At 39.9% G+C, this 23165-nt stretch carries 25 protein-coding genes; 20 read left to right on the top strand and 5 right to left on the bottom strand.

Going from position 1 to position 23165, the window contains the following annotated elements:
* Nucleotides 1-56: 56 nt before the first annotated feature.
* Nucleotides 57-518: a DUF29 domain-containing protein gene (locus IQ276_RS17065; protein ID WP_193919958.1), complete on the top strand. Its 462-nt coding sequence runs from the start codon at nucleotides 57-59 to the stop codon at nucleotides 516-518.
* A 98-nt stretch (nucleotides 519-616) separates the two neighbouring features.
* Here the strand turns inward: IQ276_RS17065 and IQ276_RS17070 are convergent, their stop codons facing one another.
* Nucleotides 617-1417, bottom strand: a complete 801-nt coding sequence (locus IQ276_RS17070; RefSeq protein WP_193919956.1) for a PhzF family phenazine biosynthesis protein — start codon at nucleotides 1415-1417, stop codon at nucleotides 617-619.
* 257 nt (nucleotides 1418-1674) lie between these two features.
* Between IQ276_RS17070 and IQ276_RS17075 the strand changes: the two genes are divergently transcribed.
* Together IQ276_RS17075 and IQ276_RS17080 are read left to right on the top strand one after the other, a co-directional pair.
* Nucleotides 1675-1944: a hypothetical protein gene (locus IQ276_RS17075; protein WP_190881428.1), complete on the top strand. Its 270-nt coding sequence runs from the start codon at nucleotides 1675-1677 to the stop codon at nucleotides 1942-1944.
* A gap of 33 nt (nucleotides 1945-1977) precedes the next feature.
* Nucleotides 1978-3360 carry an aminopeptidase P family protein gene (locus IQ276_RS17080; RefSeq protein ID WP_193919954.1) on the top strand — a complete coding sequence of 461 codons (1383 nt, stop codon included), beginning with the start codon at nucleotides 1978-1980 and terminating at the stop codon, nucleotides 3358-3360.
* Here the strand turns inward: IQ276_RS17080 and IQ276_RS17085 are convergent.
* Nucleotides 3350-3751 (bottom strand): hypothetical protein, encoded by a 402-nt coding sequence (locus IQ276_RS17085; RefSeq protein ID WP_235115738.1) that lies wholly within the window; start codon nucleotides 3749-3751, stop codon nucleotides 3350-3352. The two genes, IQ276_RS17080 and IQ276_RS17085, sit on opposite strands and share 11 nt — an antisense overlap.
* A 137-nt stretch (nucleotides 3752-3888) precedes the next feature.
* Between IQ276_RS17085 and IQ276_RS17090 the strand changes: the two genes are divergently transcribed.
* On the top strand, nucleotides 3889-4371 hold the full coding sequence (locus IQ276_RS17090) for a hypothetical protein (RefSeq protein ID WP_193919950.1): 483 nt from the start codon (nucleotides 3889-3891) through the stop codon (nucleotides 4369-4371).
* Here IQ276_RS17090 and IQ276_RS17095 read toward each other — a convergent pair whose 3' ends face one another.
* Both IQ276_RS17095 and IQ276_RS17100 read right to left on the bottom strand, forming a co-directional pair.
* Entirely contained in the window at nucleotides 4372-5028 is a 657-nt protein-coding gene (locus IQ276_RS17095) for a 2-hydroxychromene-2-carboxylate isomerase (RefSeq protein WP_193919948.1), read from the bottom strand. It lies immediately after the preceding gene.
* Nucleotides 5029-5154: 126 nt separating this feature from the next.
* On the bottom strand, nucleotides 5155-5784 hold the full coding sequence (locus IQ276_RS17100) for a Uma2 family endonuclease (RefSeq protein WP_193919961.1): 630 nt from the start codon (nucleotides 5782-5784) through the stop codon (nucleotides 5155-5157).
* Nucleotides 5785-5999: 215 nt separating this feature from the next.
* Here IQ276_RS17100 and ffh point away from each other — a divergent pair, with 215 nt between their 5' ends.
* The 6 genes from ffh to IQ276_RS17130 all read left to right on the top strand — a co-directional run bounded on the left by ffh (nucleotide 6000) and on the right by IQ276_RS17130 (nucleotide 10460).
* Entirely contained in the window at nucleotides 6000-7466 is a 1467-nt protein-coding gene (ffh, locus tag IQ276_RS17105; RefSeq protein ID WP_190881433.1) for a signal recognition particle protein, read from the top strand.
* A gap of 215 nt (nucleotides 7467-7681) precedes the next feature.
* Entirely contained in the window at nucleotides 7682-7942 is a 261-nt protein-coding gene (rpsP, locus tag IQ276_RS17110; RefSeq protein WP_190881434.1) for a 30S ribosomal protein S16, read from the top strand.
* The gene (locus tag IQ276_RS17115; protein WP_190881435.1) at nucleotides 7905-8339 is read left to right on the top strand and encodes a KH domain-containing protein; all 435 of its coding nucleotides are present in this window, start codon (nucleotides 7905-7907) and stop codon (nucleotides 8337-8339) included. The genes rpsP and IQ276_RS17115 overlap by 38 nt, the downstream gene beginning before the upstream one ends.
* 184 nt (nucleotides 8340-8523) lie before the next feature.
* On the top strand, nucleotides 8524-8697 hold the full coding sequence (gene rpsU / locus IQ276_RS17120) for a 30S ribosomal protein S21 (protein WP_190881436.1): 174 nt from the start codon (nucleotides 8524-8526) through the stop codon (nucleotides 8695-8697).
* A gap of 328 nt (nucleotides 8698-9025) precedes the next feature.
* Nucleotides 9026-9979, top strand: a complete 954-nt coding sequence (locus IQ276_RS17125; protein WP_193925261.1) for a PhoH family protein — start codon at nucleotides 9026-9028, stop codon at nucleotides 9977-9979.
* Between the two features lie 76 nt (nucleotides 9980-10055).
* Nucleotides 10056-10460, top strand: coding sequence for a ChuX/HutX family heme-like substrate-binding protein (locus IQ276_RS17130; protein ID WP_193918063.1), 405 nt, complete (start codon nucleotides 10056-10058; stop codon nucleotides 10458-10460).
* Nucleotides 10461-10558: 98 nt separating this feature from the next.
* Here the strand turns inward: IQ276_RS17130 and IQ276_RS17135 are convergent, their stop codons facing one another.
* Nucleotides 10559-11152, bottom strand: coding sequence for a hypothetical protein (locus IQ276_RS17135; protein WP_193918061.1), 594 nt, complete (start codon nucleotides 11150-11152; stop codon nucleotides 10559-10561).
* Nucleotides 11153-11330: 178 nt separating this feature from the next.
* On the opposite strand from IQ276_RS17135, the gene IQ276_RS17140 reads away from it, so the two are divergent.
* The 10 genes from IQ276_RS17140 (at nucleotide 11331) to IQ276_RS17185 (ending at nucleotide 22931) form a co-directional block, all read left to right on the top strand.
* Entirely contained in the window at nucleotides 11331-11612 is a 282-nt protein-coding gene (locus tag IQ276_RS17140) for a prevent-host-death protein (protein ID WP_193918059.1), read from the top strand.
* A complete protein-coding gene (locus IQ276_RS17145; protein WP_193918057.1) occupies nucleotides 11605-12003 on the top strand; it encodes a type II toxin-antitoxin system VapC family toxin in 399 nt (132 codons plus the stop codon). Before IQ276_RS17140 ends, IQ276_RS17145 begins: the two co-directional genes overlap by 8 nt.
* A 133-nt stretch (nucleotides 12004-12136) precedes the next feature.
* Nucleotides 12137-12937: a DUF6816 family protein gene (locus IQ276_RS17150; protein ID WP_193918055.1), complete on the top strand. Its 801-nt coding sequence runs from the start codon at nucleotides 12137-12139 to the stop codon at nucleotides 12935-12937.
* Nucleotides 12938-13025: 88 nt separating this feature from the next.
* Nucleotides 13026-14846 carry an ABC transporter ATP-binding protein gene (locus IQ276_RS17155; RefSeq protein ID WP_193918054.1) on the top strand — a complete coding sequence of 607 codons (1821 nt, stop codon included), beginning with the start codon at nucleotides 13026-13028 and terminating at the stop codon, nucleotides 14844-14846.
* A gap of 222 nt (nucleotides 14847-15068) precedes the next feature.
* On the top strand, nucleotides 15069-15251 hold the full coding sequence (locus tag IQ276_RS17160; RefSeq protein WP_228043136.1) for a hypothetical protein: 183 nt from the start codon (nucleotides 15069-15071) through the stop codon (nucleotides 15249-15251).
* 220 nt (nucleotides 15252-15471) lie between these two features.
* Nucleotides 15472-15699 carry a hypothetical protein gene (locus tag IQ276_RS17165; protein WP_193918052.1) on the top strand — a complete coding sequence of 76 codons (228 nt, stop codon included), beginning with the start codon at nucleotides 15472-15474 and terminating at the stop codon, nucleotides 15697-15699.
* A gap of 385 nt (nucleotides 15700-16084) precedes the next feature.
* Complete coding sequence (locus IQ276_RS17170) at nucleotides 16085-17224, top strand: VWA domain-containing protein (RefSeq protein ID WP_193918050.1); 1140 nt, start codon at nucleotides 16085-16087, stop codon at nucleotides 17222-17224.
* 19 nt (nucleotides 17225-17243) lie between these two features.
* Nucleotides 17244-20537 carry a tubulin-like doman-containing protein gene (locus IQ276_RS17175; RefSeq protein WP_193918048.1) on the top strand — a complete coding sequence of 1098 codons (3294 nt, stop codon included), beginning with the start codon at nucleotides 17244-17246 and terminating at the stop codon, nucleotides 20535-20537.
* A 20-nt stretch (nucleotides 20538-20557) separates the two neighbouring features.
* Entirely contained in the window at nucleotides 20558-22258 is a 1701-nt protein-coding gene (locus IQ276_RS17180) for a MotA/TolQ/ExbB proton channel family protein (protein ID WP_235115739.1), read from the top strand.
* A 25-nt stretch (nucleotides 22259-22283) separates the two neighbouring features.
* A complete protein-coding gene (locus tag IQ276_RS17185) occupies nucleotides 22284-22931 on the top strand; it encodes an OmpA family protein (RefSeq protein WP_193922497.1) in 648 nt (215 codons plus the stop codon).
* Nucleotides 22932-23165 lie beyond the last annotated feature (234 nt).

Here is a 23165-nt window from a genome sequence, read left to right on the forward strand (position 1 = left end):
ACATAGGGTAAGATATCTCAAAGTTTAGCCCGTTGACTGTGAATTGTAGGAAGCTCATGACCTCGATTCCAAAAACCGCAGCCCAGTTGTATGAAATGGATTTTGTAGCATGGACAGAACAGACTGTGCAACTGATTCGTGACGGACAATTTGAGCAGGTAGACTGGGATGCTGTGATTGAGGAGATTGAAAGCTTGGGACGGTCAGAACGGCGGGAGTTGAAAAGCCGCCTAGAGGTATTATTACAACATTTGCTCAAGTGGCAATACCAGCCTAGTTTCCGAAGTGGCTCTTGGCGAAATACCATTGACCAACAACGCAACCGAATTACAGATTTGCTGCAAGAGAGTCCCAGCCTCAAGTCCTATCCAGAAGAAGTTTTAGCCCAGTGCTACCATCGGGGATTGAAAGCTGCTAGCAATGAAACTGAACTACCAATAGATACATTTTCGGTGGAATGTCCTTATTCCATTGCCCAAGTTCTTGATGCTGAGTTTTTGCCCGATGCGATTAAGTAGTCAGAGCAGATTTCAAATTAGTTAAGTACACCATCTAGGTCTGGTAGCTAGCAAGAGAGCCTATTCTGAATTCTGAATTCTGAATTCTGAGTTCTGTTTTAAGCGGTAGTTAATTCGCCTCGCAGAACAGTTACCGCTTGTCCGCCAAGTAAAACGCGATCGCCTCCATCATAATACACCTTCACCACGCCACCACGACTCGATGCTTGATAAGCTAAAAACTGATCCTTGTGCAAGCGATCGCGCCAATAGGCAGCAAGGCAACAATGAGCCGCCCCAGTCACCGGGTCTTCATTAATACCTAATCCTGGTGCAAAAAAGCGCGAAACGAAATCATATTCAGAATCAGTATCAGCAGTACTGGTAACAATCACATCAGCAACAGGCAACGTTTTTAGTAACTGGAAATTGGGCTGTATTTGCCGCACCGATTCTTCAGATTCCAGTTCCACTAAATAGCCTAGTGAATTCTGCAACACAGCTTTGTATGGTACACCCAAAGCTTGGCTAAGTTCTGGAGGAGCGATCGTTGGTTTTGAGTGATTCACCGGAAAATCTAACTCAATCCACTCACCTTGTAACTTAGCAACGAGTAGTCCACTTTTGGTATAAAAACGTGCAACTTCATCAGATAATAAATGTCCTTCTGACCAAAGTACATGGGCACTAGCTAAAGTTGCGTGACCACAAAGCGGTACTTCCACCGTCGGCGTAAACCAACGCAAATTGAAGCCATTATCTTGTTTGACTAGAAAAGCCGTTTCAGATAAATTCATTTCTTGTGCTACGTTTTGCATCCAAATATCATCTTGGGGAGTAGGCAAAACACATACAGCAGCGGGATTACCTGTGAATGGCGTATTCGTGAAAGCATCAACTTGAGTAATGATTTGTCCCATAAAATTATTCTCGAAGTAATATAAATATCTGTTCGTGAATCTTGAAAAAGAAATTTCAATATAGATTGTACGTAATTTTTAGTGATGTATTTAGTCATATGTATTTAAACACATAAACCATGTACAGTTTTAAATGATTACTGGTTCCGGGAGAAAAACGCGTAGACGTAGCCCGTCGTAGTCGTCGCTCACGTCATAATAGACTTTCACCTCACCATCCCAACTCGATAGCAGGATTATCTGCAAAGGATGTATTTATGAAAGCATCAAACGGAAACATAAAGCTAAAAATATTCAGGGGCATCTTTGCTAGTTTGAACCTAGTGTTAATTTGTGGAGGATTAGTTAGCTGTATTCCTCAATTACCAAAGCCACTTATTCCGATTGAGCAACAAAAACCAGTCCTGCAACCTAATCAGCAAAACCCGAATGACAAGGATAACGACGATAAACTGGATGATAGCAAGGACGATGGAGATCATGATGATAAAGACGGTGATGATAAAAACGGTGATGATAAAGACTAAATAACCTTTATCCTTTTTTTTGAGTTTCTATTTATGCTTATCCAACAAACTTCTAGTTCCCTCATCGAAACTCTACGCCAGCGGCGGCAAAAACTAGCCAACCTGATTGATTTTCCAGCAATTTTGTGGTCAGGTAGCAACAGCCCCCGCAATTTTGCGGCAAATGTTTTTCCCTTCCGCGCTAGCAGTCATTTTCTCTACTTTGCCGGACTACCATTATCAAACGCGGCAATTCGCCTAGAAGCGGGCAATCTGGAATTATTCATGGAAGATCCTTCACCCAGCAGCGCCCTTTGGCATGGAATAATGCCAACACGCGAGGAAATCGCCGAGAGAATTGGAGCAGATGTGGCTCGACCAATGGCAGAATTAGGCTCTTGGTTAGAAGATGCCGCCACACTTCCTGTACAAGATGCTGCTACTTGGACGCAGCAATCCCAGCTATTAAATAGATGGGTTTTACCCCTAAGTCCTCCCCAAGGAATTGACTTAGAGTTAGCTAAGGCGATCGTTTTTCTACGCCTCACCCACGATGAAGCTGCATTAGCCGAGTTGCGAAAAGCTGCGGCTGTCACTGTTGAAGTACACAAAGCTGGTATGGCTGCAACACCTCAAGCCAAACTCGAAGCCGAAGTTCGTGCAGCGATGGAAGGGGTAATAATTGCCAACAATATGACCACCTCCTACAACAGCATTGTCACCGTTCACGGCGAAGTTTTGCACAACGAAGAGTATCACCATCATTTGCAACCAGGCGATTTACTGCTTGCTGATGTCGGTGCTGAAACAGAAACGGGTTGGGCTGGTGATGTTACTCGCACTTGGCCAGTATCTGGCAAGTTTTCATCTACCCAAAGAGATATTTATAATGTTGTCTTGGCAGCCCATGATGCTTGTATTGCCAAAATACATCCTGGTGTGGAGTATGCGGATATTCATTTGTTAGCTGCCACAGTCATCGCTGAAGGTTTAGTGGATTTAGGAATTCTCCAAGGAAATCCCCAGGATTTAGTAGAAATCGATGCCCACGCCCTGTTTTTTCCCCACGGTATTGGTCATCTATTGGGTTTAGATGTCCATGACATGGAAGATTTAGGGGATTTAGCAGGATATGAAGAGGGAAGAACAAGGAGCGATCGCTTTGGCTTGGGCTACTTGCGTTTGAATCGTCCATTACGTACAGGAATGCTAGTCACAATTGAGCCTGGTTTTTATCAAGTACCAGCAATTTTAAATGATGCCAATGTCCGCTCAAAATATCAAAATGTGGTCAATTGGCAACGGTTATCAGAATTTGCTGATGTCCGCGGCATCCGCATTGAAGACGATGTTTTAGTTACCACAGAAGGCAGCGAAGTTTTAACGGCTGCATTACCTAATGATGCCAATACTGTAGAAAATCTAGTTAATATCTGAGTCGCCTGTTAGTTAGTGAATCCAGCAACATTTTTAACAAAGAGGCATCGTATTCTTCGTGGGTGTTAGAGTATTGTGCTGGATCTCGATTTACCTGCACTTGGGCAATCTTGACGCTTTCTCCAACTACCTCAAAACGCGCTTTGAAAACGCATAAACCAGTCCAACTACGATGCATGTATAGCCAAGGAGCCTCATAGAAAACGAACCATTTATGTTCCATGCACTCTGGAATTACTCCAGCAGTAATTCGTTCAAATTCTTGCTGTGAGTAAACTTTTTCTACCGTTATATTTGTGAACGCAGAAGGCATAGGTTCTGTTTTCCAATCATCTCGTTTGGCTATTCGCATAGTAAAAATCAAATTACCTCGTGAGTTTTTAGTTGGCAATATGTTTTGGTTAAGGCAAGAGACAAGGGTAAATCGCCGTCTGTACAAAGACGCGATAAATCGCCGTCTCTACAAAGGATTGATGATTGTAAAAATATAATATGATACCTCGTGATATCTAAAATAATTGCAAATTCATGATCAAAAACCCTATAGGATTACTACTGAGTGGAGTTATTGTCAGCTTTGGGCTATTACCATCATTAGCTCAAGCACAGCAGCGGGTTTCTGATGCCCAAGTTGCGGCAATGGTAGAGGCGTTGCGACAAGCTGCACCGCAAACAAAAAATCCCAACGATGGACTTTACAGTGAATGGCAAGTGAAACCAGAAACCCTCAAAGGTTGGTCAAGAACTTGTCTCAAACGAGAATTAACACCGACACAATTTGAAAACAGTCCGGCGATCGCCCGCTCCGTTGTATCCTGCATCACCCGCCGTGAGTTAACCAATCAATTCGCTGCTAACAACAATAATGAAATTGCATCTGTGCGTGGCGCTGCTTGTTGGTGGATGACTGGTAGCTATACAGGCTGCAACAAAGGCTTCACTGGTGACTATGTGCAAAAAGTTGTCCGTTTTTACCAACAACAACGTTCAAAATCAGCAGTAACCCAATGATCAAGGGGCAGTTAAAGATAATTCTTTGACCTTTTCAGTCAGCCAATCAACACGATCCTTACCCCAAAATTTTTCGCCTTCCACCACCCAAGTTGGTACACCAGGACAGCCAAATTGATCGTATTCTGCCAAGGCTTCTACTGCGGCTTGTTTAGCTGCTTCGTCCTGGGCTAATTCCAGAATGCGATCGCCATTCAACCCAACATCATTGGCAACTTTTCTAATTACAGACTCATCGTTAACATCAAGCAAGTCAACATAGCTTGCTCGATAAAAAGCAGCATCCAGAAGATGCTCCTTCCCGCTTCCACGAGCAGCGTAATATGCTCTAGCGGGAAGTTCTTCCCGAGCAAATTTCATTTCCTGCCAGCGTTTTACCCACCTCCGAAATTCCTCAAGCTCCTTGAATCGAATTTCAATGCCGTACTTTTTCGCCCACCGCAGACAATCTTCTTTGTGATACAGCGATACGGCTGCACTTTCATTTCCTCCTTGGAGATCGGCAACCTTAATACCTCGCTCCTTGGGAATGTAAATTGGTCGTCGTTCAATATCGACAGGTAAACCCTGCAACGATTTTTCAGCAAGAATGATGCCAATGTATGAGTTTGCTGAGTGGTATATTGAATAGGAGTAAACTTTGATTCGCTGCGGCATATATTTCCATAAATATTTTTTTGTCTCACGCAGAGGCGCAGAGGCGCAGAGGAGAGAACGCAAAGAAAGACTTTTGCAAAAAGTCTATTTTTCTATAGCTGTCTAAATTAATTCGTTATTTTAATATTAAATTTGGCTTTTAACCCATTGGCGAAATTCTTTAACTAATTCCAAATAATCTTTTTCGCCCACTTGCGCTAAAAAATTAGAAATCTCTGTTAGTGGCAGATTGGGAAATGCTAAACTTTGTTCAACAGATATATATTTCTGATTTTGTAAAACGTTAATACTAAAGTCTTTACCATCATATCGCCAGATTTCAGGCACACCCATATCAGCGTAGACTTGAAAGCGGTTTTTAGAACTGCTAGTAATATCAATTTCTACTACTAAATCTGGTGGTGGGTCTTGCGCTAAATCTATTCTTTTTTTGCCTCTGATGAAATTAATATTTTCAATGTAAAAGCATTTATCTGGTTCTGCACCACTCAGTTCTGGACGTTTAAAAGTAGTAGAACCAAGGCACTCAATTCTAAGTTCTAGTTCTTCTGCGAGAGTTTCGACAAATCGACCTGCAATTTCTTTGTATCGTTCATGTTCAGGTGAAGGAACCATGATTTCTAGAGTACCTCGATTGTAAGTGAGCCGCAGGCGGCGATTTACACTAAGTTCAGTTAGCAAGTTTTCATAGGTTTGCCAACTGATATCTGATAAGTGGATGATTTCTGTAGGTTCAAGCAGCGTGTTGCTAGTCATAGCTATATGTGATGTATGTTTTCGCTGTACAATAGCCATTCTTACTCTTACTGTACTTTAAGTTCAATCTTCAATAAAGGTAGGTATGTAGTTGCTACAGTCGCGGTGAAAACTACTAAGCTGGTAAATAGCACGTTTAAACTTTACCGGAAAATCTGAATCGCATTCATCGGCGATTCACAATTCCTCACTGGCGAACTACCTGTAATTACATTATGTTTGATGCTTTATCTGACCGTTTAGAAGCCGCCTGGAAAAAACTGCGGGGACAGGACAAAATTTCTCAATCCAACATTCAAGACGCTTTGCGGGAAGTACGCCGCGCTTTGTTGGAAGCTGATGTCAATCTCCAGGTAGTCAAAGATTTTATTAGCGAAGTCGAAACCAAGGCACAGGGAGCCGAGGTAGTCTCCGGCGTGCGACCTGACCAACAGTTCATCAAAATTGTTCACGATGAACTGGTAGAGGTGATGGGAGATGAGAATGTTCCTCTAGTAGAAGCTCAAGAACAGCCTACTATTGTGCTAATGGCTGGGTTGCAAGGTACTGGTAAAACCACGGCGACTGCGAAGTTAGCTTTACATCTGAGGAAATTAGATCGTAGTTGCTTGTTGGTGGCGACAGACGTGTATCGCCCAGCAGCGATCGACCAGTTGATAACGTTGGGTAAGCAAATTGACGTACCAGTTTTTGAACTCGGAAGCGATGCCGATCCCGTAGAAATCGCGCGGCAAGGTGTAGAGCGCGGCAGAGCCGAAGGTGTAAATACAGTAATTATTGATACTGCCGGACGACTGCAAATTGACGAAGATATGATGGCGGAATTAGCCCGCATCAAAGAAACTGTCCAACCCCACGAAACTCTGTTGGTGGTGGACGCCATGACTGGTCAAGAAGCAGCCAATTTGACCCGCACCTTCCACGATCAAATCGGCATTACTGGAGCGATTCTCACCAAACTTGATGGTGATAGCCGTGGTGGTGCGGCGCTTTCAGTCCGACGGATTTCGGGAGCGCCAATTAAGTTTGTGGGGGTGGGTGAAAAAGTCGAGGCACTGCAACCGTTTTATCCCGATCGCATGGCATCGCGGATTTTGGGAATGGGCGATGTCTTGACCTTGGTAGAAAAAGCCCAGGAAGAGTTTGATCTAGCAGATGCCGAGAAAATGCAGGAGAAAATCCTGTCGGCGAAGTTCGATTTTACGGACTTTCTCAAGCAGCTACGAATGCTGAAGAACATGGGATCTCTGGGAGGCTTCATCAAAATGATTCCAGGGATGAACAAGCTCTCAGACGACCAGCTCAAGCAGGGAGAAACCCAGCTCAAGCGCTGTGAAGCGATGATTAACTCCATGACTCGCCAGGAACGCCATGACCCCGATTTATTAGCCAGTTCTCCCAGTCGGCGGCGACGGATTGCTGCTGGCTCAGGCTACAGAGAGTCAGATGTGACTAAACTGGTGGGTGATTTCCAAAAAATGCGATCGCTCATGCAACAAATGGGTCAAGGCGGCTTCCCTGGAATGCCAGGAATGTTCGGTGGCGGTGGTGGCATGGGCAACGCCTTTGCAGGTGCTGGCAATCGTGCCCCAGCCCCCGGATGGCGAGGTTACAACGCTGGCGCCCCACCCGCGAAAAAGAAAAAGAAAGAAAAAAAGAAAAAAGGATTCGGTAATCTTTAGGGATTGGGGATTGGGGATTGGGGATTGGGGAAGATGAGGGAGATGAGGGAGATGAGGACAAGGAGAATAACTCCTAACTCCTAACTCCTAACTCCTAACTCCCCGCTCCCCACTCCCCACTCCCCATTCCCAATCACAAATAGCAGCAAACACGAGACGAGTGCTAGAATTAGCATTTCGGTATACTTAACCAATAGGAGAATGATTCTTCAACCATGATCAAACTGCGCTTGAAGCGATACGGTAAAAAGCGGGAAGCAAGTTACCGCATTGTCGCCATTAACAGCCTCGCTCGCCGCGATGGCCGTCCCCTAGAAGAATTGGGATTCTATAACCCCAGAACCGATGAAGTGCGACTAGATGTTCCCGGCATCGTCAAGCGACTACAACAAGGCGCTCAACCCACTGACACGGTACGTCGCATCCTAGTAAAAGCCAATGTTTTTGAACAGGTCAGTGTCACAGCCGCATCATAATTTCGGAACACAGTCCCCAAAAGCTAGTCCCAATTATGTTGGGCTAGTTAGATTTTTGGTGCAGCCGTTTTTAGAATCTCCAGAGACTTTAAGCGTCGATAGTGAAATTTCTCAAACCTTAAATCGGGTTTGGATTCGTATCGCCTTTGAAAGCACAGATAAAGGAAAAGTGTTTGGTCGGGGAGGACGCAATATTCAGGCGATTCGTACAGTAATTGCCGCAGCCGCAGCAGCAGCTGGACAATCGGTATACCTGGATATCTACGGCAGTACTACTCCAGACCGGGAGGGTATGTCTTTTGATGAAGACACAGAAGAGCGATCGCCGCCACCGCCAAAAACCAGAGAACCGCGAACAAATGGGCCTAAACCCATTGTTAAACCTCGCATCCGCTAGATTAAAACTAGAGAAAAAGTCTGAGCGGAAGTAACCACAACCGCTCAGAATTTTTGTCAAGATGAAAAAGTGGCAAAAAGATTTTTGTATTTTTTGTAATCTTCTTCATCAATCACATACTGGTTATAGTGGGCAATAGTCCTATGCAACTCTGATAATCTCTGTAAGGGGGTGAAACCAGGGAGTGGCTGAAATTCGTTTGGGTGAAAATGAGTCCATTGACTCGGCACTAAGACGCTTTAAAAAGAAAATTCAAAAAGCTGGAATTTTATCCGAAGTCAAACGTCGGGAAAGATACGAAAAACCCAGTTTGCGCCGAAAGCGGAAAGCAGAAGTCGCACGTAGAGGTGGCCGTTAACAAATCAAGGTGATGTCAATCAATTTTGGATTTTAGATTTGCAATTTTAGATTGACTTTACCCACTCTTGGGTTGTAGGTCAGGGATTTTAGATTTGCTAAGCGTAGCTACCGCTGAGTATTATCTGCGACAAGCTGCGCTTAGCTTGTTCGTGTTTGGGGGTACGAGCTGTTGCAATTATAAGGGTTGGGGCATGTAGCAAGCTTTAAGAGTAGGGGTATTAAATAATTCGTAATTCGTAATTCGTAATTCGTAATTAAAAAAACAATTCCAAAATCCAAGTTGTGCTGGAAGCGCACCAAAGGTGCGACCAAAATATAAAATTACTATGGTAGATGCTTTAAAAATTGAGTTGCCAAACATTCCCAGTGCGATCGCTTTAGCAGGAGATGGAGAAGAAAATCTCAAATTCCTATCTCGGCAAACGGGAGCTAGTTTGGTATTGCGCGGACAGGAATTACTGATTTCTGGTACAGAGAAGCAAATTGATCTGGCTGCGAAATTGGTGCGATCGCTTGAAGTTCTCTGGATTAAAGGCAATACTATTTCCAGTGCCGATATTTTAACAGCTCGTCAAGCTTTGGATAGCGATCGGCAAGGGGAACTGCAAGATTTACAGCGAGATGTCCTCGCCAGAAGTCGCCGGGGCGAAGAAATCCGCGCCAAAACCTTTCGCCAACGTCAATATATCGACGCAATACGCAAACGTGACCTCACCTTTGGCGTTGGCCCTGCCGGTACTGGTAAGACTTATCTCGCTGTGGTTGTCGCCGTCCAAGCACTCCTAGCCAACCAATTTGAAAAACTCATTTTAACTCGCCCTGCCGTGGAAGCAGGTGAACGACTCGGCTTTTTACCTGGAGACTTGCAGCAGAAAGTCAACCCCTACCTCCGCCCACTTTACGATGCTATTTATGAATTCATCGACCCAGAAAAAGTACCCAATTTAATGGAACGTGGTGTAATTGAAGTTGCACCACTCGCCTACATGCGGGGACGTACTCTCAATAACGCCTTTGTAATTGTAGATGAAGCCCAAAATACTACACCTGGTCAAATGAAAATGGTTTTGACTCGTTTGGGCTTTCGTTCCAAAATGGTGATTACAGGCGATATTACCCAAACTGATTTGCCACTCAACCAACCATCAGGCCTAACAATAGCCTTGCAAATTTTAAAACATGTTGAAGGCATTGCCTTTTGTGAATTTTCCCAAAAAGATGTTGTTCGCCATGCTTTAGTTCAACGAATTGTTGCTGCTTATGAACAATATGAAAAATAGGGATTGGGGACTGGGGACTGGGGACTGGGGACTGGGAGAGAATAACTAATGACAAATGACAAAGGACAAATAACAAATGACCACAACATTAAAAGAATTTTTAGCAGCTTGTGAAAATCTCGGAACTTTGCGTCTAATTGTTACTAGTAGCGCTGCTGTTTTAGAAGCAAGAGGTAAATTAGAAAAGCTATTTTATGCAGAATTACCCAAAGGTAAATACGCGAATATGCACACCGAAGGCTTTGAATTTCACTTAAATATGGATAAAATTACCCAAGTTAAATTTGAAACTGGTGAAGCGAAAAGAGGTAATTTTACAACTTATGCTATTCGGTTTTTAGATGATAAACAAGAGTCGGCTTTAAGCTTATTTTTGCAATGGGGTAAGCCAGGAGAATATGAACCAGGTCAAGTTGAAACTTGGCAGACTTTAAAAGAAAAGTATGGAGAAATTTGGCAACCTTTACCATCAGAAATTTAATGTTGATCATTGGTATGTTGAAAACTGCGGATATTTCGTAAATCAAAAGATGTTTACGCAGTTACTTGATGGAAAAAACTGCAAATAACTAACCTTTGTTACATCAATTTTCTTATCATCCTAGCAATTTCCAGCTGCGTTGATGTCAAAGCTGAATTAGTTCGATCGAATTGAATGATATGAAGTACAATTACAAAAACTGCGAAACATGCTAAAAAGAGAAGATATTCCAAAGATAATCCCAAAAAAAAGAAAAGAAAAATAAAAAGACCACAAAGTAAGAATCCCAATATTAATAAGTCTTCCCACCCTATTGGGAATATAAATACTTTCAAGTTAGACAAGAATAAAGTAGGTGTGCAAAGCCAACACCAATCATGAAAATCATGATTTATGAAAATATAATATGGGCTTGTTTTACTTTTGGTGTATGCCCCAATATAGTTGTATGCCCTAATAAGTGACACTTGTTGCCCTTCTCTAACTTTAATATTATCCGTTGATAATTTTATTTGAGTTTCCTTTCCATTACCTGTTTGAAGCCAGAATTCTGTGATTGTTTCGATACTAGAGCTTACGTCACTACCATGAGTTATTGTGTATTTTTGAACCCCTAAAGCAGTACCATAAATTTGCTCGAAATAAATATTTTTCCCATTAACTTTTAGCGGATGTAATGTTTGGTTTAACATTGTTATTATGTCTGTGGTTAACGTTCCATCTCGACAAAGTTTCTGTCAGGTTAAGCTAGATGTATTAATAAGACAATCACTATTTGATTAAATTATACACTCATAATAATTTGGTAAAATAAGCTAAATTGAGAAAAGTCTCTATATGAAATGTTTCCAAATCTTGGAGATTTTTAGAATGAAATGGACGCTTGACGAAGCCCAAAAACAGCTACCCTCAATAATTAATGCGACTAGTCAAGAACCTCAGCTAATCTACACCGAAGAGGAATTGGTGGCCGCAATTCTAGATCCTGAGCTTTTTCGAGAATTTTTAAACTGGCGACAGAAAGCTACGAAAACATCTCTAGCTCAAGTCTTTAAAGAACTTCAGCAGTTATGTACTGAAGAAGATTATAGTTTAGAGATACCACTACGAAGCGACCGTAACAATCCTTTTATTGAAGACGAGGATGAGTAATCTTTGTGACACTAATATTATCAGTGAGTTGACTCGTCCGATTCCAAATCCAGGGGTGATAACATGGAGCGGCACTGTGACATCTATTAACTTAAGTGTTATTACAATTGAGGAAATTTATTATGGTTTAACAGCGCAGCCTAATTCTAGAATTCAAAACTGGTTTGAAAACTTTCTTACAACTCACTGTCAAATTTTCCCCATCACCTCAGAAATTGCCAAGTGTTCAGGTGAATTGAGAGGCTTTTTGAGGACTCAAGGTAAACCCCGTTCGCAAGCTGATATACTTATTGCAGCAACAGCCAAAATACATTCCATGACTCTTGTTACTAGAAATATTAAGGATTTTGAGGGTTGTGATATATATACATTGAATCCATTTCAGCTATAACAATTGTGACAATAGAATAGTCTTATTGACATTATAAGACTGCCTTGAGGCGCTCTCACTAAAATCAATAAGAGCCGATACTATAGATTAATTTCTAACCAATAAATAATAAACGTTAAATATAAAATTGCTAATGTTTTTTATAAAAGCGATTTTGAGTTTTTGCTTAATTGCTTTTTTCCTGCTATGTAGTGGAGAAGCTGAAGCCGGAGAGTTATCTGGACGGTTAACCAACTTTCCCCAGTGGGAAAAATTAACCTCCGTGGAACCGGCTTCGGGTGATTTAATTTACCCTGAATGGATGGCTGGTACTTGGGAGGTGACAAGCACCTTGGTAGATTTGGCTGCGCCTTTGGCACCAGATATTGTCACACCAGGATTTGAAGGTAATCGGCGACAATTAAATCAACCTGTAAGTTTTCTAGTAAGATTTGTAAAAGAGCAACCACAGAACACTGGGTTAAAAATACTCCCTTGGATAGATAAAAAATCACCAATTTTAGTAGCAGATAGAGCATTTAATAGTTTGAATTTGGCACGGGCTTCTTTAGGAAATGAAGCGGTGTTAGCGGTTAAAGTAGATCCAGATTCACCTAATCGTCAAATTACATTCTTGCGTAGCAGTCACCAACTAGTTTCCATTGTTACTGCACGGGCTACAGAAACTACTCCTGATGACAAGTTCATTACTACAGAGGTATTTCAACAACTATTTAAAGGCAGTTCACGCCCCTATTTAAACTCTGTGGAATCTACCACGGCTTACCACAAACTTTCCACAGATAATCCAACAATTGAAGCAGATCAAGTTACTGCTGTTTATCTTTCACCGCAAGATCCAAATTATTTTACCGCAGGTTCTCGTCCAGTTGCTCTTTATCGCTATCACCTGGAATTTGTCCCTGCACAAATGCTTACTACTTCAAAGGAGTGATTTCAACTTTTAGCCCTTGACTATTTTGTAGTATACCTGTAGTATATAAGTTCCAAGTTAACGATCGCGCTCTTGGAAGGTGTGCATCATGGCGACATTTCGAGATATTGTCAGTTACTATCGCGCTGACTGGAAGCTGAGTGTTTTCAGTATTGCAGCATCTAGCATTTACGAAATTATTGATTTAGTTGTACCTTATGCGATTGGACAGATTTTAAACGTTTTGTCTAATCAACCCTTGGATAAACCACTTGAAAGTGCGATCGCAACTTTTTCTGACATCACCAATTACCCAGTTAATAAATCTCTATCTTTGAGTATATTACTTGGCTTAATTTTTGTTGTCACTGTCTTGAGAGCGCCTACGCAAGCTTGGTTAACAATTTGGTTTCATTGGGCTATAGCTTTAAGGCGGCGTCGGTATAAAAGCCAAACAGCCATAGAAAAAATTCTCACTTTGCCACTGGAATTTTATGATGAAAATAATCCAGGACGTATTGCTGGACGCATAGCTAGAGGTATTGGAAACCATACTTTCTCCTATCCCGAAATTGCCGGACAGTTGATTCCTAAACTGATTCGTGTACTGGCAATTTTTGTGTTTATTTTGGTGATTGAATGGCGAATTGCGGTTTTGTATTTAATTTCTTTCGTAGTTATTCTTAGCTTGACATTGAAGGATTTACAGTGGCTGATTTGGCACGAAACTCTTCTGGATAAATATATGGAAGATACAGAAAGCCGAACTTCCGAATTGATCACTAATATCAAAACCGTGAAAGCATTTGCTACAGAAGCTAACGAACTGAAGCGGCAAAATCAGAGATTGGATCGTGAGCTAACGGTAGTTATCGATCGCATCCACAGAGGTTATGTTAAACTCTCTACTTGGCAAAGAAGCGTAATTCAGTTTTGTGTGTTTACAATTCTGGGATTAACTTTAGCAGCAACAGTAGACGGGAGAATTTCTCTTGGTCACTTTATCATGATATTAACTCTTTCTAGCATGGCTTATGCTGAGCTAGAACCTATTAGTGTTTTGGCAGAAACTTTTGCCCGTCGTTATTCTGCTATGCTGCGGTTTCACGAGTTTCTTCAAGAACCAACTGCACCTGATTCTGCTGGTCTTTTAGAAGAGAGTAATCACACAGAATCACCTTATAAATTTAGTGGAAAAGTTGAGTTTTCCGATGTAAGTTTTGGATATAATGCCAACCGTCAAGTTTTGCAAGATATTAACTTGTTGATTGAACCATATCAAACAGTAGCATTAGTGGGGCGTTCTGGCTCTGGAAAGTCTACTTTAGTGAAATTGCTGTTGCGATATTTTGAACCACAATCAGGTCAAATTCTCATTGATGGTCAAGATATTCGCACCTTAGATGTGGGTAAATATAGACGAAGATTAGCGATCGTTCATCAAGAAGTAGACGTTTTTAACGGTACCATATTGGATAACCTCACCTACGGTAGACCGAATGCCAGTTTGGAGGAAGTTCAAGAAGCCTGTAGAATTGCCAGAGTCGATGAAGTAATGCAGCACTTACCCCAAGGTTATTACACCGTTGTCGGGGAACGAGGCGTTCGGTTATCTGGAGGACAAAGACAACGTTTGGGAATTGCGAGGGCGTTGTTAGTCAAACCAGACGTGCTGGTTTTTGACGAAGCCACCTCTAGCTTAGATTATGAGTCGGAACGTTCAATTCAGCTAGCAATGCGATCGATTCAAGGTACTTGTACCACCATTGTCATCGCCCACCGTTTAAGTACAGTCAGGGAAGCAGATAAGATTGTAGTTCTAGATCAAGGAAGGATTGTAGAAGTGGGTAGCCACGATGAACTTTTACGTCACGAGGGTATTTATCGCCGCTTACACTCCCTCCAAGAAACTGGAGAACTTTTAAGTTAAGCGAAATATACCTGGCGATTAGAAATCGGGGCTACACAAACTCTCGTCCGTCTGTGCGGACTTTAGTGATTTGAAACCCAGGTCGGTGGGTTTCAATACTCTTGGGTTAAGGGAAGACGCGATAAATCGCCGTCTCTACAAAGGATTGATTATTGTAGAGACGGCGATTTATGGCATCTTTGCGATCTACAATTTTCATCAAAAAACCTTAACCGAACCGTATTGCCTTTTAACCCTGAATCTGTAGCCGTTCAAGCTGAACGATTAATGTTAGAAAAACTAAAAAATCTGGTGAATTCTGAAGCTGATTTTGCATTTGAAACAACTTTAGCGGCTCGTAATTTCGCCCGATTATTGAGAGAATATCAAGACAAAGATTATATTATCAACTTAATTTACTTTTGATTACAAAGTCCGGAATTAGCGATCGCACGGGTACGCAGACGTGTAGAAAGTGGCGGTCACAATATCCCAGAAGATGCTATTTGCCGTCGCTATGAACGAGGTCGCAGCAACCTAATTAACTTATATTTACCTGTGTGTGATACTTGGATCGTTTATGATAATTCTGGGTCTAAAGCTATATTAGTGGCTGCATCAGATATCAATCACCAAGCAATTATCTATGAACCCCAAATCTGGAATCGAATTACAGCCAGGGAATAAACCGCAAATTCCCTTAACAGAAATCCACCAAAAAATTGATGCTGGTGTCAAAGCTGCTATTGCTAAAGCTATTGAAAGACACCGCCGTTTAGGGGAATCTGTTAGCGTTTGGCAAGACGGTAAAGTTGTGACATTAACTGCCGATCAAATTCCTCCTCTTGATTTAACTGTTAGTGATGGCGAATAACACTTAAACCCTATATACGGTAGAATCTTTGCCAATTTACGAGGTTTGAAAATGGGGTTGAACAGAATGAATACGACTTAAATCGACCTGATTGCCAATGAGGTCGCAATTGTTCGCAACATTATTATTTACAATACTATAAATTTTCAACCACCAGTCATAATGTATACAATATGTGATAATAGACTTCAAGCAAAAATCACTGTGTACTAAACTTCCTCTGTCTGAGTAACCCAAAAAGCAAAGCTTACTATTTACGAGTGCGTAAGTATATAGGTGGAGTTTTTGTAATTACCATTTTATATGGAGATGAAAGCACAAATTACATTTACTAGGTATCTATGCAAGAAGTCTGATACATTATTTAAATAAAATTGTATTATTTGTGACTACAAACAAAGTTACTCCCGGACAAACACTTACTTCTACACAAAAAATCGGGTTAGATTTAGTTGCCGTTTTGGGTGGCGGACGAGATGTTGTCTTGGCTATTGATTTGACAGAAAGCGTGGGACTCAATGATGAAGGTCGTATCCGCTTACGTCAAATTATTACAGATAGCCTAAAACCTGGAGATACTGTATACGTTATTCCTTTTGCTCAAGATATAGTTTTAACTGAAGCTAAATCGGATGTAAATCCCTTAGGCACACCCATCTACTTTAGTAGTAAAAATCAAGAAAATATTGACAAAATTTTAGCAAAAATTCCTTCGCCAGACCTGGGGTTATATGGTACAGATATTCAGCAAGCTGAATTGACTATTTATCAAGGTCTTGCTCAGATTAATCAAAATCGCCTGCAAGCAAATCAAAATATCAAACCGCAATCAGTAGTTTGGATTAGTGATGCACCTCTATTTACACAATCAGGGGTTACCTCTGATATTTGGATAGAAACGCCTGCTGGTAGTCCTTTTCGACAAGCAGATTCTACTGAAAGTCAACAGCGACAAGCTTGGATCAAAGATTTGCCAATTAATCGGCGATCGCTATCAATCAAAACAGAGAATAATAAAGAATACAAACTCACAGTAGTAGACATTGCTCCCACAGTCCAGGAATTTTGTACACCAGCACCAGGTAATCAAGAAACTTGTTTAGTCACACCTTATTTAGTTAAAAAATTATGGCTACCTGGATTAATTTCCATATTAATATTAATTGGACTTGTTTTAGCTGGATTAAAAGTATATCGGCTGCAAAAAAAATGGGAATTAATAGTTGATTTTGAAGTCACAGACAAACCAGAAGACCAAAAATGCAGCTTGCCAAACAATAAAAGAATTGCAATTGGTGAATACGATTCTACTTGCGTAGATTCTATTGACTGTCCAGGTGAAGAAATTAGAGCATATTTGGAGCGCAAAGGTGAGAAACTTTATTTAGTCCCAACTAATTTGGCTTCCATTTATTACAACGAGCGAGAAATTACCTCACGTACTCTTATAGATAAATCTAAATTTCGCCTCAATTGTCCACATCGCAAGCGCGACTACGAAATCACTATCAAATTAAAAAAATAGTAATTCTTAGGTGCATACTATGAGTCAAGCAACTACAAATGAATTTCAATATCGGGGAATCAACCGTACAATTTGTATCGGCTTAGGCGGTACTGGACGCGATGTTTTAATGAGAATTCGGCGGTTAATTGTTGACCGTTATGGAGATTTAAGCAACCTGCCAATTGTGAGTTTTATCCACATTGACACAGACAAAGCCGCAACCCAAGTAACAGGTATTCGTACAGGAAGTACCTATCACGGTGTAGACCTCAGTTTCAAAGAAGCAGAGAAAGTCAGTGCTACAATGTCGTCCAATGAAGTTGGCATGTTTATCCAAGGATTGGAGCGACGTTCAGAATATACTCGTCATGGCCCATACGACCATATTGGCAGATGGTTTCCACCACAATTACTGCGAAATATTAAAGCAGTCGAAGAAGGTGCAAAAGGTATTCGACCTGTAGGTAGACTAGCTTTTTTCCACAATTATCAAAAGATTAAAACAGCAATTGAAAGCGCAGAAAGGCGCACTAGAGGACATGATTCTTTATTACTAAAAGCAGGTTTAAAAGTCGAACCTGGACTGAGCATTTTTGTAGTCGGTTCTCTTTGTGGTGGTACTGGTAGCGGCATGTTTTTGGACATTGCTTATAGTCTCAGACATCTTTATGGCGATCAAAGTGCCAAAATTTTCAGCTATTTAATCATTAGTCCAGAATTATATGGCAATGCTCCCAGCATGAGCGCCAACACTTATGCTGCTCTCAAAGAACTAAATTATTACAGTACACCAGGAACAAAATTTGAAGCTTGTTATGATATTGCAAATTTAACTGTTATTCAAGAACAACGTCCACCATTTGACTATACCTATTTAGTATCTAGTCAAACCGGAGGGGAATATTCAATTCTTGTCCAAGGTAAGCTATGTAATGTTATTGCTCATAAAATCGCTCTGGATTTTTCCAGTGAATTAGCACCAGCAATTAAAGGTAGTAGAGACAATTTTCTCCAGCACATGATTCAGTGGGATAAACACCCACGTCCTAATACCCAGCGTTATTTAACATTTGGCTTAGCCGCTATTTATTTTCCCCGCGACACTATTGTACAAATTGCCTTAAACCGCGTTAGTTTAGAACTAGTGAAATTTTGGTTAAGTGGCAAGGGTCAAAGTCCAGATCCCGTAAAATTAATTGAGCAATTCCTGATTCAACATCATTGGCATAACGATCCAGAAAACAAGGATAATTTTACTAGTAAACTTGCAGAATCAGTTCAAGAAAATAACAAGAGCTTTCGTAATACTATCAGTGCTTGGAGAAATAAATTAGAACGGCAAATTTCCGAGTGCCAAAAGCGTGAAAACCGCAATGATATTCGCGGACAATTGCCACGAGAATTTAGAGAACAATTCCGCAAAATCCAGCCTGGTGAAACTGAAAGTACTAGGGGAATTTGGCTCACAAGACTACTACAGATTTCTCCAAATATTACCAAGGAACTAAAAACTAATATTGATGATTATCTCGGTCAATTACTCACACCAACAGATGCTAATTTTTCTATTAAAAGTACCCGCGACTGGCTAGATGCTTTACAACATGAGTTGCATAATTATCAATTAAATTTGCAAGAACAAATCACCGATAAGGGTGGTATGAAAATCATAGAAGATTTAGACAGAAAATGGCGAGATACTGAACAAACAATCGAGGATATTGAACAAAAACCCAGTATACCGCTGCTGAATAATAAAAATAGCCAATTCCAAGATGAAGCCAGAAGATCAATACAGGAAGCCTGCAAAATTATTCAGCATAACTTTGATGTCACAGTTGTTCAAGAAGCACTAAAAATTGTTAATTACCTGCAAAAACATGTTCAAGAAAGAACAACTCAACTTGCAGCATTTAGCAGCTTAGTAGACGATTTACAAAGTTTCTACGAAAAGCAAGATAGGGATTTGAGACAATTGAATTTTGATGAAATGAGCGGTGAAGCAATATTTGATAGTGAAGATATTGATAGCTGCTATCAAACTATTTTACCAACAGATGATTTACGTCGGCAATTTGTTTTAGTCAGTTCTACAATTACAGAACAAACTGGTAGAGGACAAACTTTAGCAAGTTTTATAGATAGAGAACGCAGTACTATAGAACAGTTACAAAAAGAAATTGATCTCAAAGTTGATAAATTATTTGCTTCTCGAAGTATTAATATTATCAATTCTGTGATTAAACGCTTTATGCAAAACTACTCCCTAGCAGTGCGTTCAACTCGCTTAGCACAAGTGATGCAGGAAGCTGAACCCCTTTTGCGTTTGAATTTAAGCGATCCCTATTTTCGTGAAGATCCTGCTAAAAGTAGCAAATTAGTAGGTTTTAAAGATACAGATGATTCAGAAGTCAGACAGTTTAAAACTTTACTTACACAAGATATCGGAGTCGAACCCAGTGTTTTAAAAGCAACACAAGCTGAAGACGAAATTTTAATTGTTAATGAGTATGCTGGTTTTCCTCTCAGACTAATTAGTGGTTTGGAAAGAATGAGAAATCCCTATCTACGGGAACAGCATTCTACTTCTTCTTTTCTCCATAACGACTATAACGTTTCTTTCCCTGATATTATCCCGCCTGATGCTAAAAAAATGGAAGAATTGGAGGATATTTTTTATCCTTGTCTAGCTTTGAGATTATTAGAAAATAATCGGGAAAATAAACAGTTAGAATTTCAATATTATGACCAATTACGCGATAGTCATAATATTGCTGCTTTAAGTCTAGAGTGGAGTCAAGCTTTAGAGGAACTTGCTAATCGCCAAGATATGACTGAAGCTTTGCGACAGCTTTTAGATAATGAAATTGCTGTCATCGCCAGACAACCTCAAGTGTGGGAAAATGCATATTTACCCAAATTAAGACAATTTACTGAAGAAGTAGATCGATTACCAGAAGATAATCCTAATTATCCCTACAAAACAGCAGTAATTGGAAGTTCTCAAACTAATGATCCCACAGCTAAAGAAGGGATAATCCCTCGTTTTCGTAAAAAGATAAATGAGCAGTTTAAAAATTTCCAAAACCGGAGTATTGCGCCAAGCAAGAATACACTAAATCAGCAAGCAATTACTGATGCTAGCGAAATCGTGATTGATTCTCCAGTGGATTATATTGATAATCGGACGCCAAGATTAGATTATACTGATAATCGAGCAAAAAGACGCTTGGAATTGGAGCGACTCAAACAAGATTTAGCTGATGAATTAATTACTGAAGAAGAGTACGATCGCGAAAAACAAAAAATCTTCGCTCAATACCCTTTATAGTTTATTTTTCAGGTTGGTTAATGCCAACCTATTTTATATATATCTTTACACAATTACAAATTACTTCCATGCCACCAATACCTCCTTTCTTAATTTTTATCACTCTTTTATTCGTGGTTTTACCATCTATAGCTACCGTTTTTTATCGTTTAGCTCTCTATCAACATCTTCTAATTTTGGAAGACAGGGTAAGAAGGTTAATTGATAGAGTCTCACCCGGACAACAACCAAAAATAATAGACAAATTAGAGCAAAGATTTAAAGAAGCTAGTAGTAAATTAGATCAGGTGAATACAGCGGCATTAATAGACCAAGTTTATAGCCAAGAAAAAGTTTGGGGATTCACTTGTGAACAAATAGATTACTTCTGTCGTATTCTCCCCAATTTACTCTTAGCTTTTGGTTTACTAGGTACTTTTTTAGGGATTACGATTAATTTGTCAGCACTCAGTCAAACAATCAATCAAACTAATAGTGCCAATGTCAGTGGCTTACTGGCTGAATTAAAGAAACCCTTGGAAGGGATGAGTATTGCTTTTATCACAAGCTTAACAGGACTTTTTTTTAGTACTGTATTAACATTATTTAATTGGTTAAAAAATACTAGTTTTGCTAAATATCGACTTATTAGTTCCCTTGAAGATTACCTGGATAATATTTATCATCCTAAAGTACAGGGTGATACTCGCCTTGATAAAATTATCAATAGAATGGTATCCCAGCAAGATCAATTTTTAGCTAGATTTGGTTCTACAATGCGGCAGGCAATAGAGGAACCTATGAAAAGTGTGGCTAAACAAATTGAGGAAGGGAATCAGAAAGCTAATGATTTAGCCGTAAAAGTTTATGAGAGCTTTTATGAAGCTGCTGGTACTATATCTGGTGCTGCTAATGAATTTAAGCACACAATTGATGAACTCAATACAAAATCTCATGTATTTAAACAGTCTGCTGAAATTTTCGCTAGTAGTCAGTTTCCGCAAAAATTATCAGCAGCTACAGGAGATTTGACTACTATGCAAGAGAGATTTTCACAATCTGCTGCAAGTTTAGCCGAAACAACCAAATTCATAGAATCAGCAGTACTAGAAGTTCAGCGGTGTAGTCAAGAATTAACTACCTTAGCGGTAGATATTAAAAATAGTAATCAAACTTCAATTCAAGTTTTAGAGTTGCATAAAAAGAATCAAAATTCTCTTGGTGAGATTATTCCTCAACTCAACCAAGGAGCTAATAGTTTTTCGACAGCAATTAACAAACTTGATAAATTAGAGCAAGAAATTGTCAATAAATCTGAGACTTTTACAAAGTTAGTAGAACTCGTAAAACGCTATACAGAACAAGTTAATTTAGCAATTGAGGCTTTAGGCGATCGCCTAATTTTAAACTTATCACAGCAAATCGGTTCTAACAATCAACAAGTTAAAACTGTTGTCGCCAATCTTGAAGGATTTGCGAGTCAGTTAGGCGTGAAATTTGATATGTCTAAATCAGATTTTATCGATGTTATTCAAAACAATAATGAAAGTTTTAATACCGAATATAAAAATGTTAGCGCTATGATAATTAAAGGAATTATTCAGCAGACAGATATAAATAAACAAGGAATAGAAATGTTAGTTAATAATATTCAACAGTTTAATAAAGATGTTAATAATATCAAAGATGAAATTTATAAATTGAGGCGGGGAATGGAAGGGATTGCGGAGAAAGCAGGATAATTATTTGAAATCAAAATATTAAATTATGACTCGTCGTTCCCGACATAGTGACTACAATGAAGACTTAAATATTTGGCCGGCTTTTACAGATTTAATGTCTAATGCTTTCATGATATTGCTGCTATTATTGCTACTAGCCAGCACCAAATATACAATCTCACAAATAACTAATCCAGGAACGCCGCCAATTTTACTGATTAAAGATGAGAATTCTCGATTTGATCCAGGTAGCGCAGTGATTCCACCAACAATGTTGGATTACATTACAAATAAACTTGTACCTGATATAGAAACAACGACAAAAACTTACAATATTAATACAGTTGAAATTATTGGACACACTGATGAACAACCTATTGGCATTATCAACAGTAATTTAGACAATACTTTAGAAGTAGCAGCTAGCCAAGGGGGTTCAGTTAGTACACTTAAAGCTGGTTCTAACGCTGATTTAGGATTGATGCGTTCTCTTGCAGTGGTGAAAGAACTGCTAAAAATCCAACAACAAAATAAAATGCAGGGTGTTCAATTTCGTGCCTATTCGGCGGCACAGTTAATATTACCAAGTGGGGAATTTGCTCCCATTCCACAACAAAAGCGTCAGTCGGAACCGAATCGGCGACGTATTGAAATTCGTTTTACGCGCTTGGGTGAAGTGCGAGAAGTAAAATGAGAAGGAGTCAGAATTCAGAATTCAGGAGTCACAATTTTAGAATACCGGATGTATAAAATATTTATTTAAATCAAGAAAATTTTTCTTGATTTTCATCATTGCAGGAATTTTGAGGTAATTCAACCATAGGTTAGGGTAGCAGTAAAATAACTAATTAAATTTGGCAAGACTTTGCTTAGCTTTGTATTTACTTTGCTACCTAAAGCATTTAAAAACGCTAGGGTTTTACACAAA

This window comes from Desmonostoc muscorum LEGE 12446, assembly GCF_015207005.2.
GTDB classification, from domain to species: Bacteria; Cyanobacteriota; Cyanobacteriia; order Cyanobacteriales; family Nostocaceae; genus Nostoc; species Nostoc muscorum.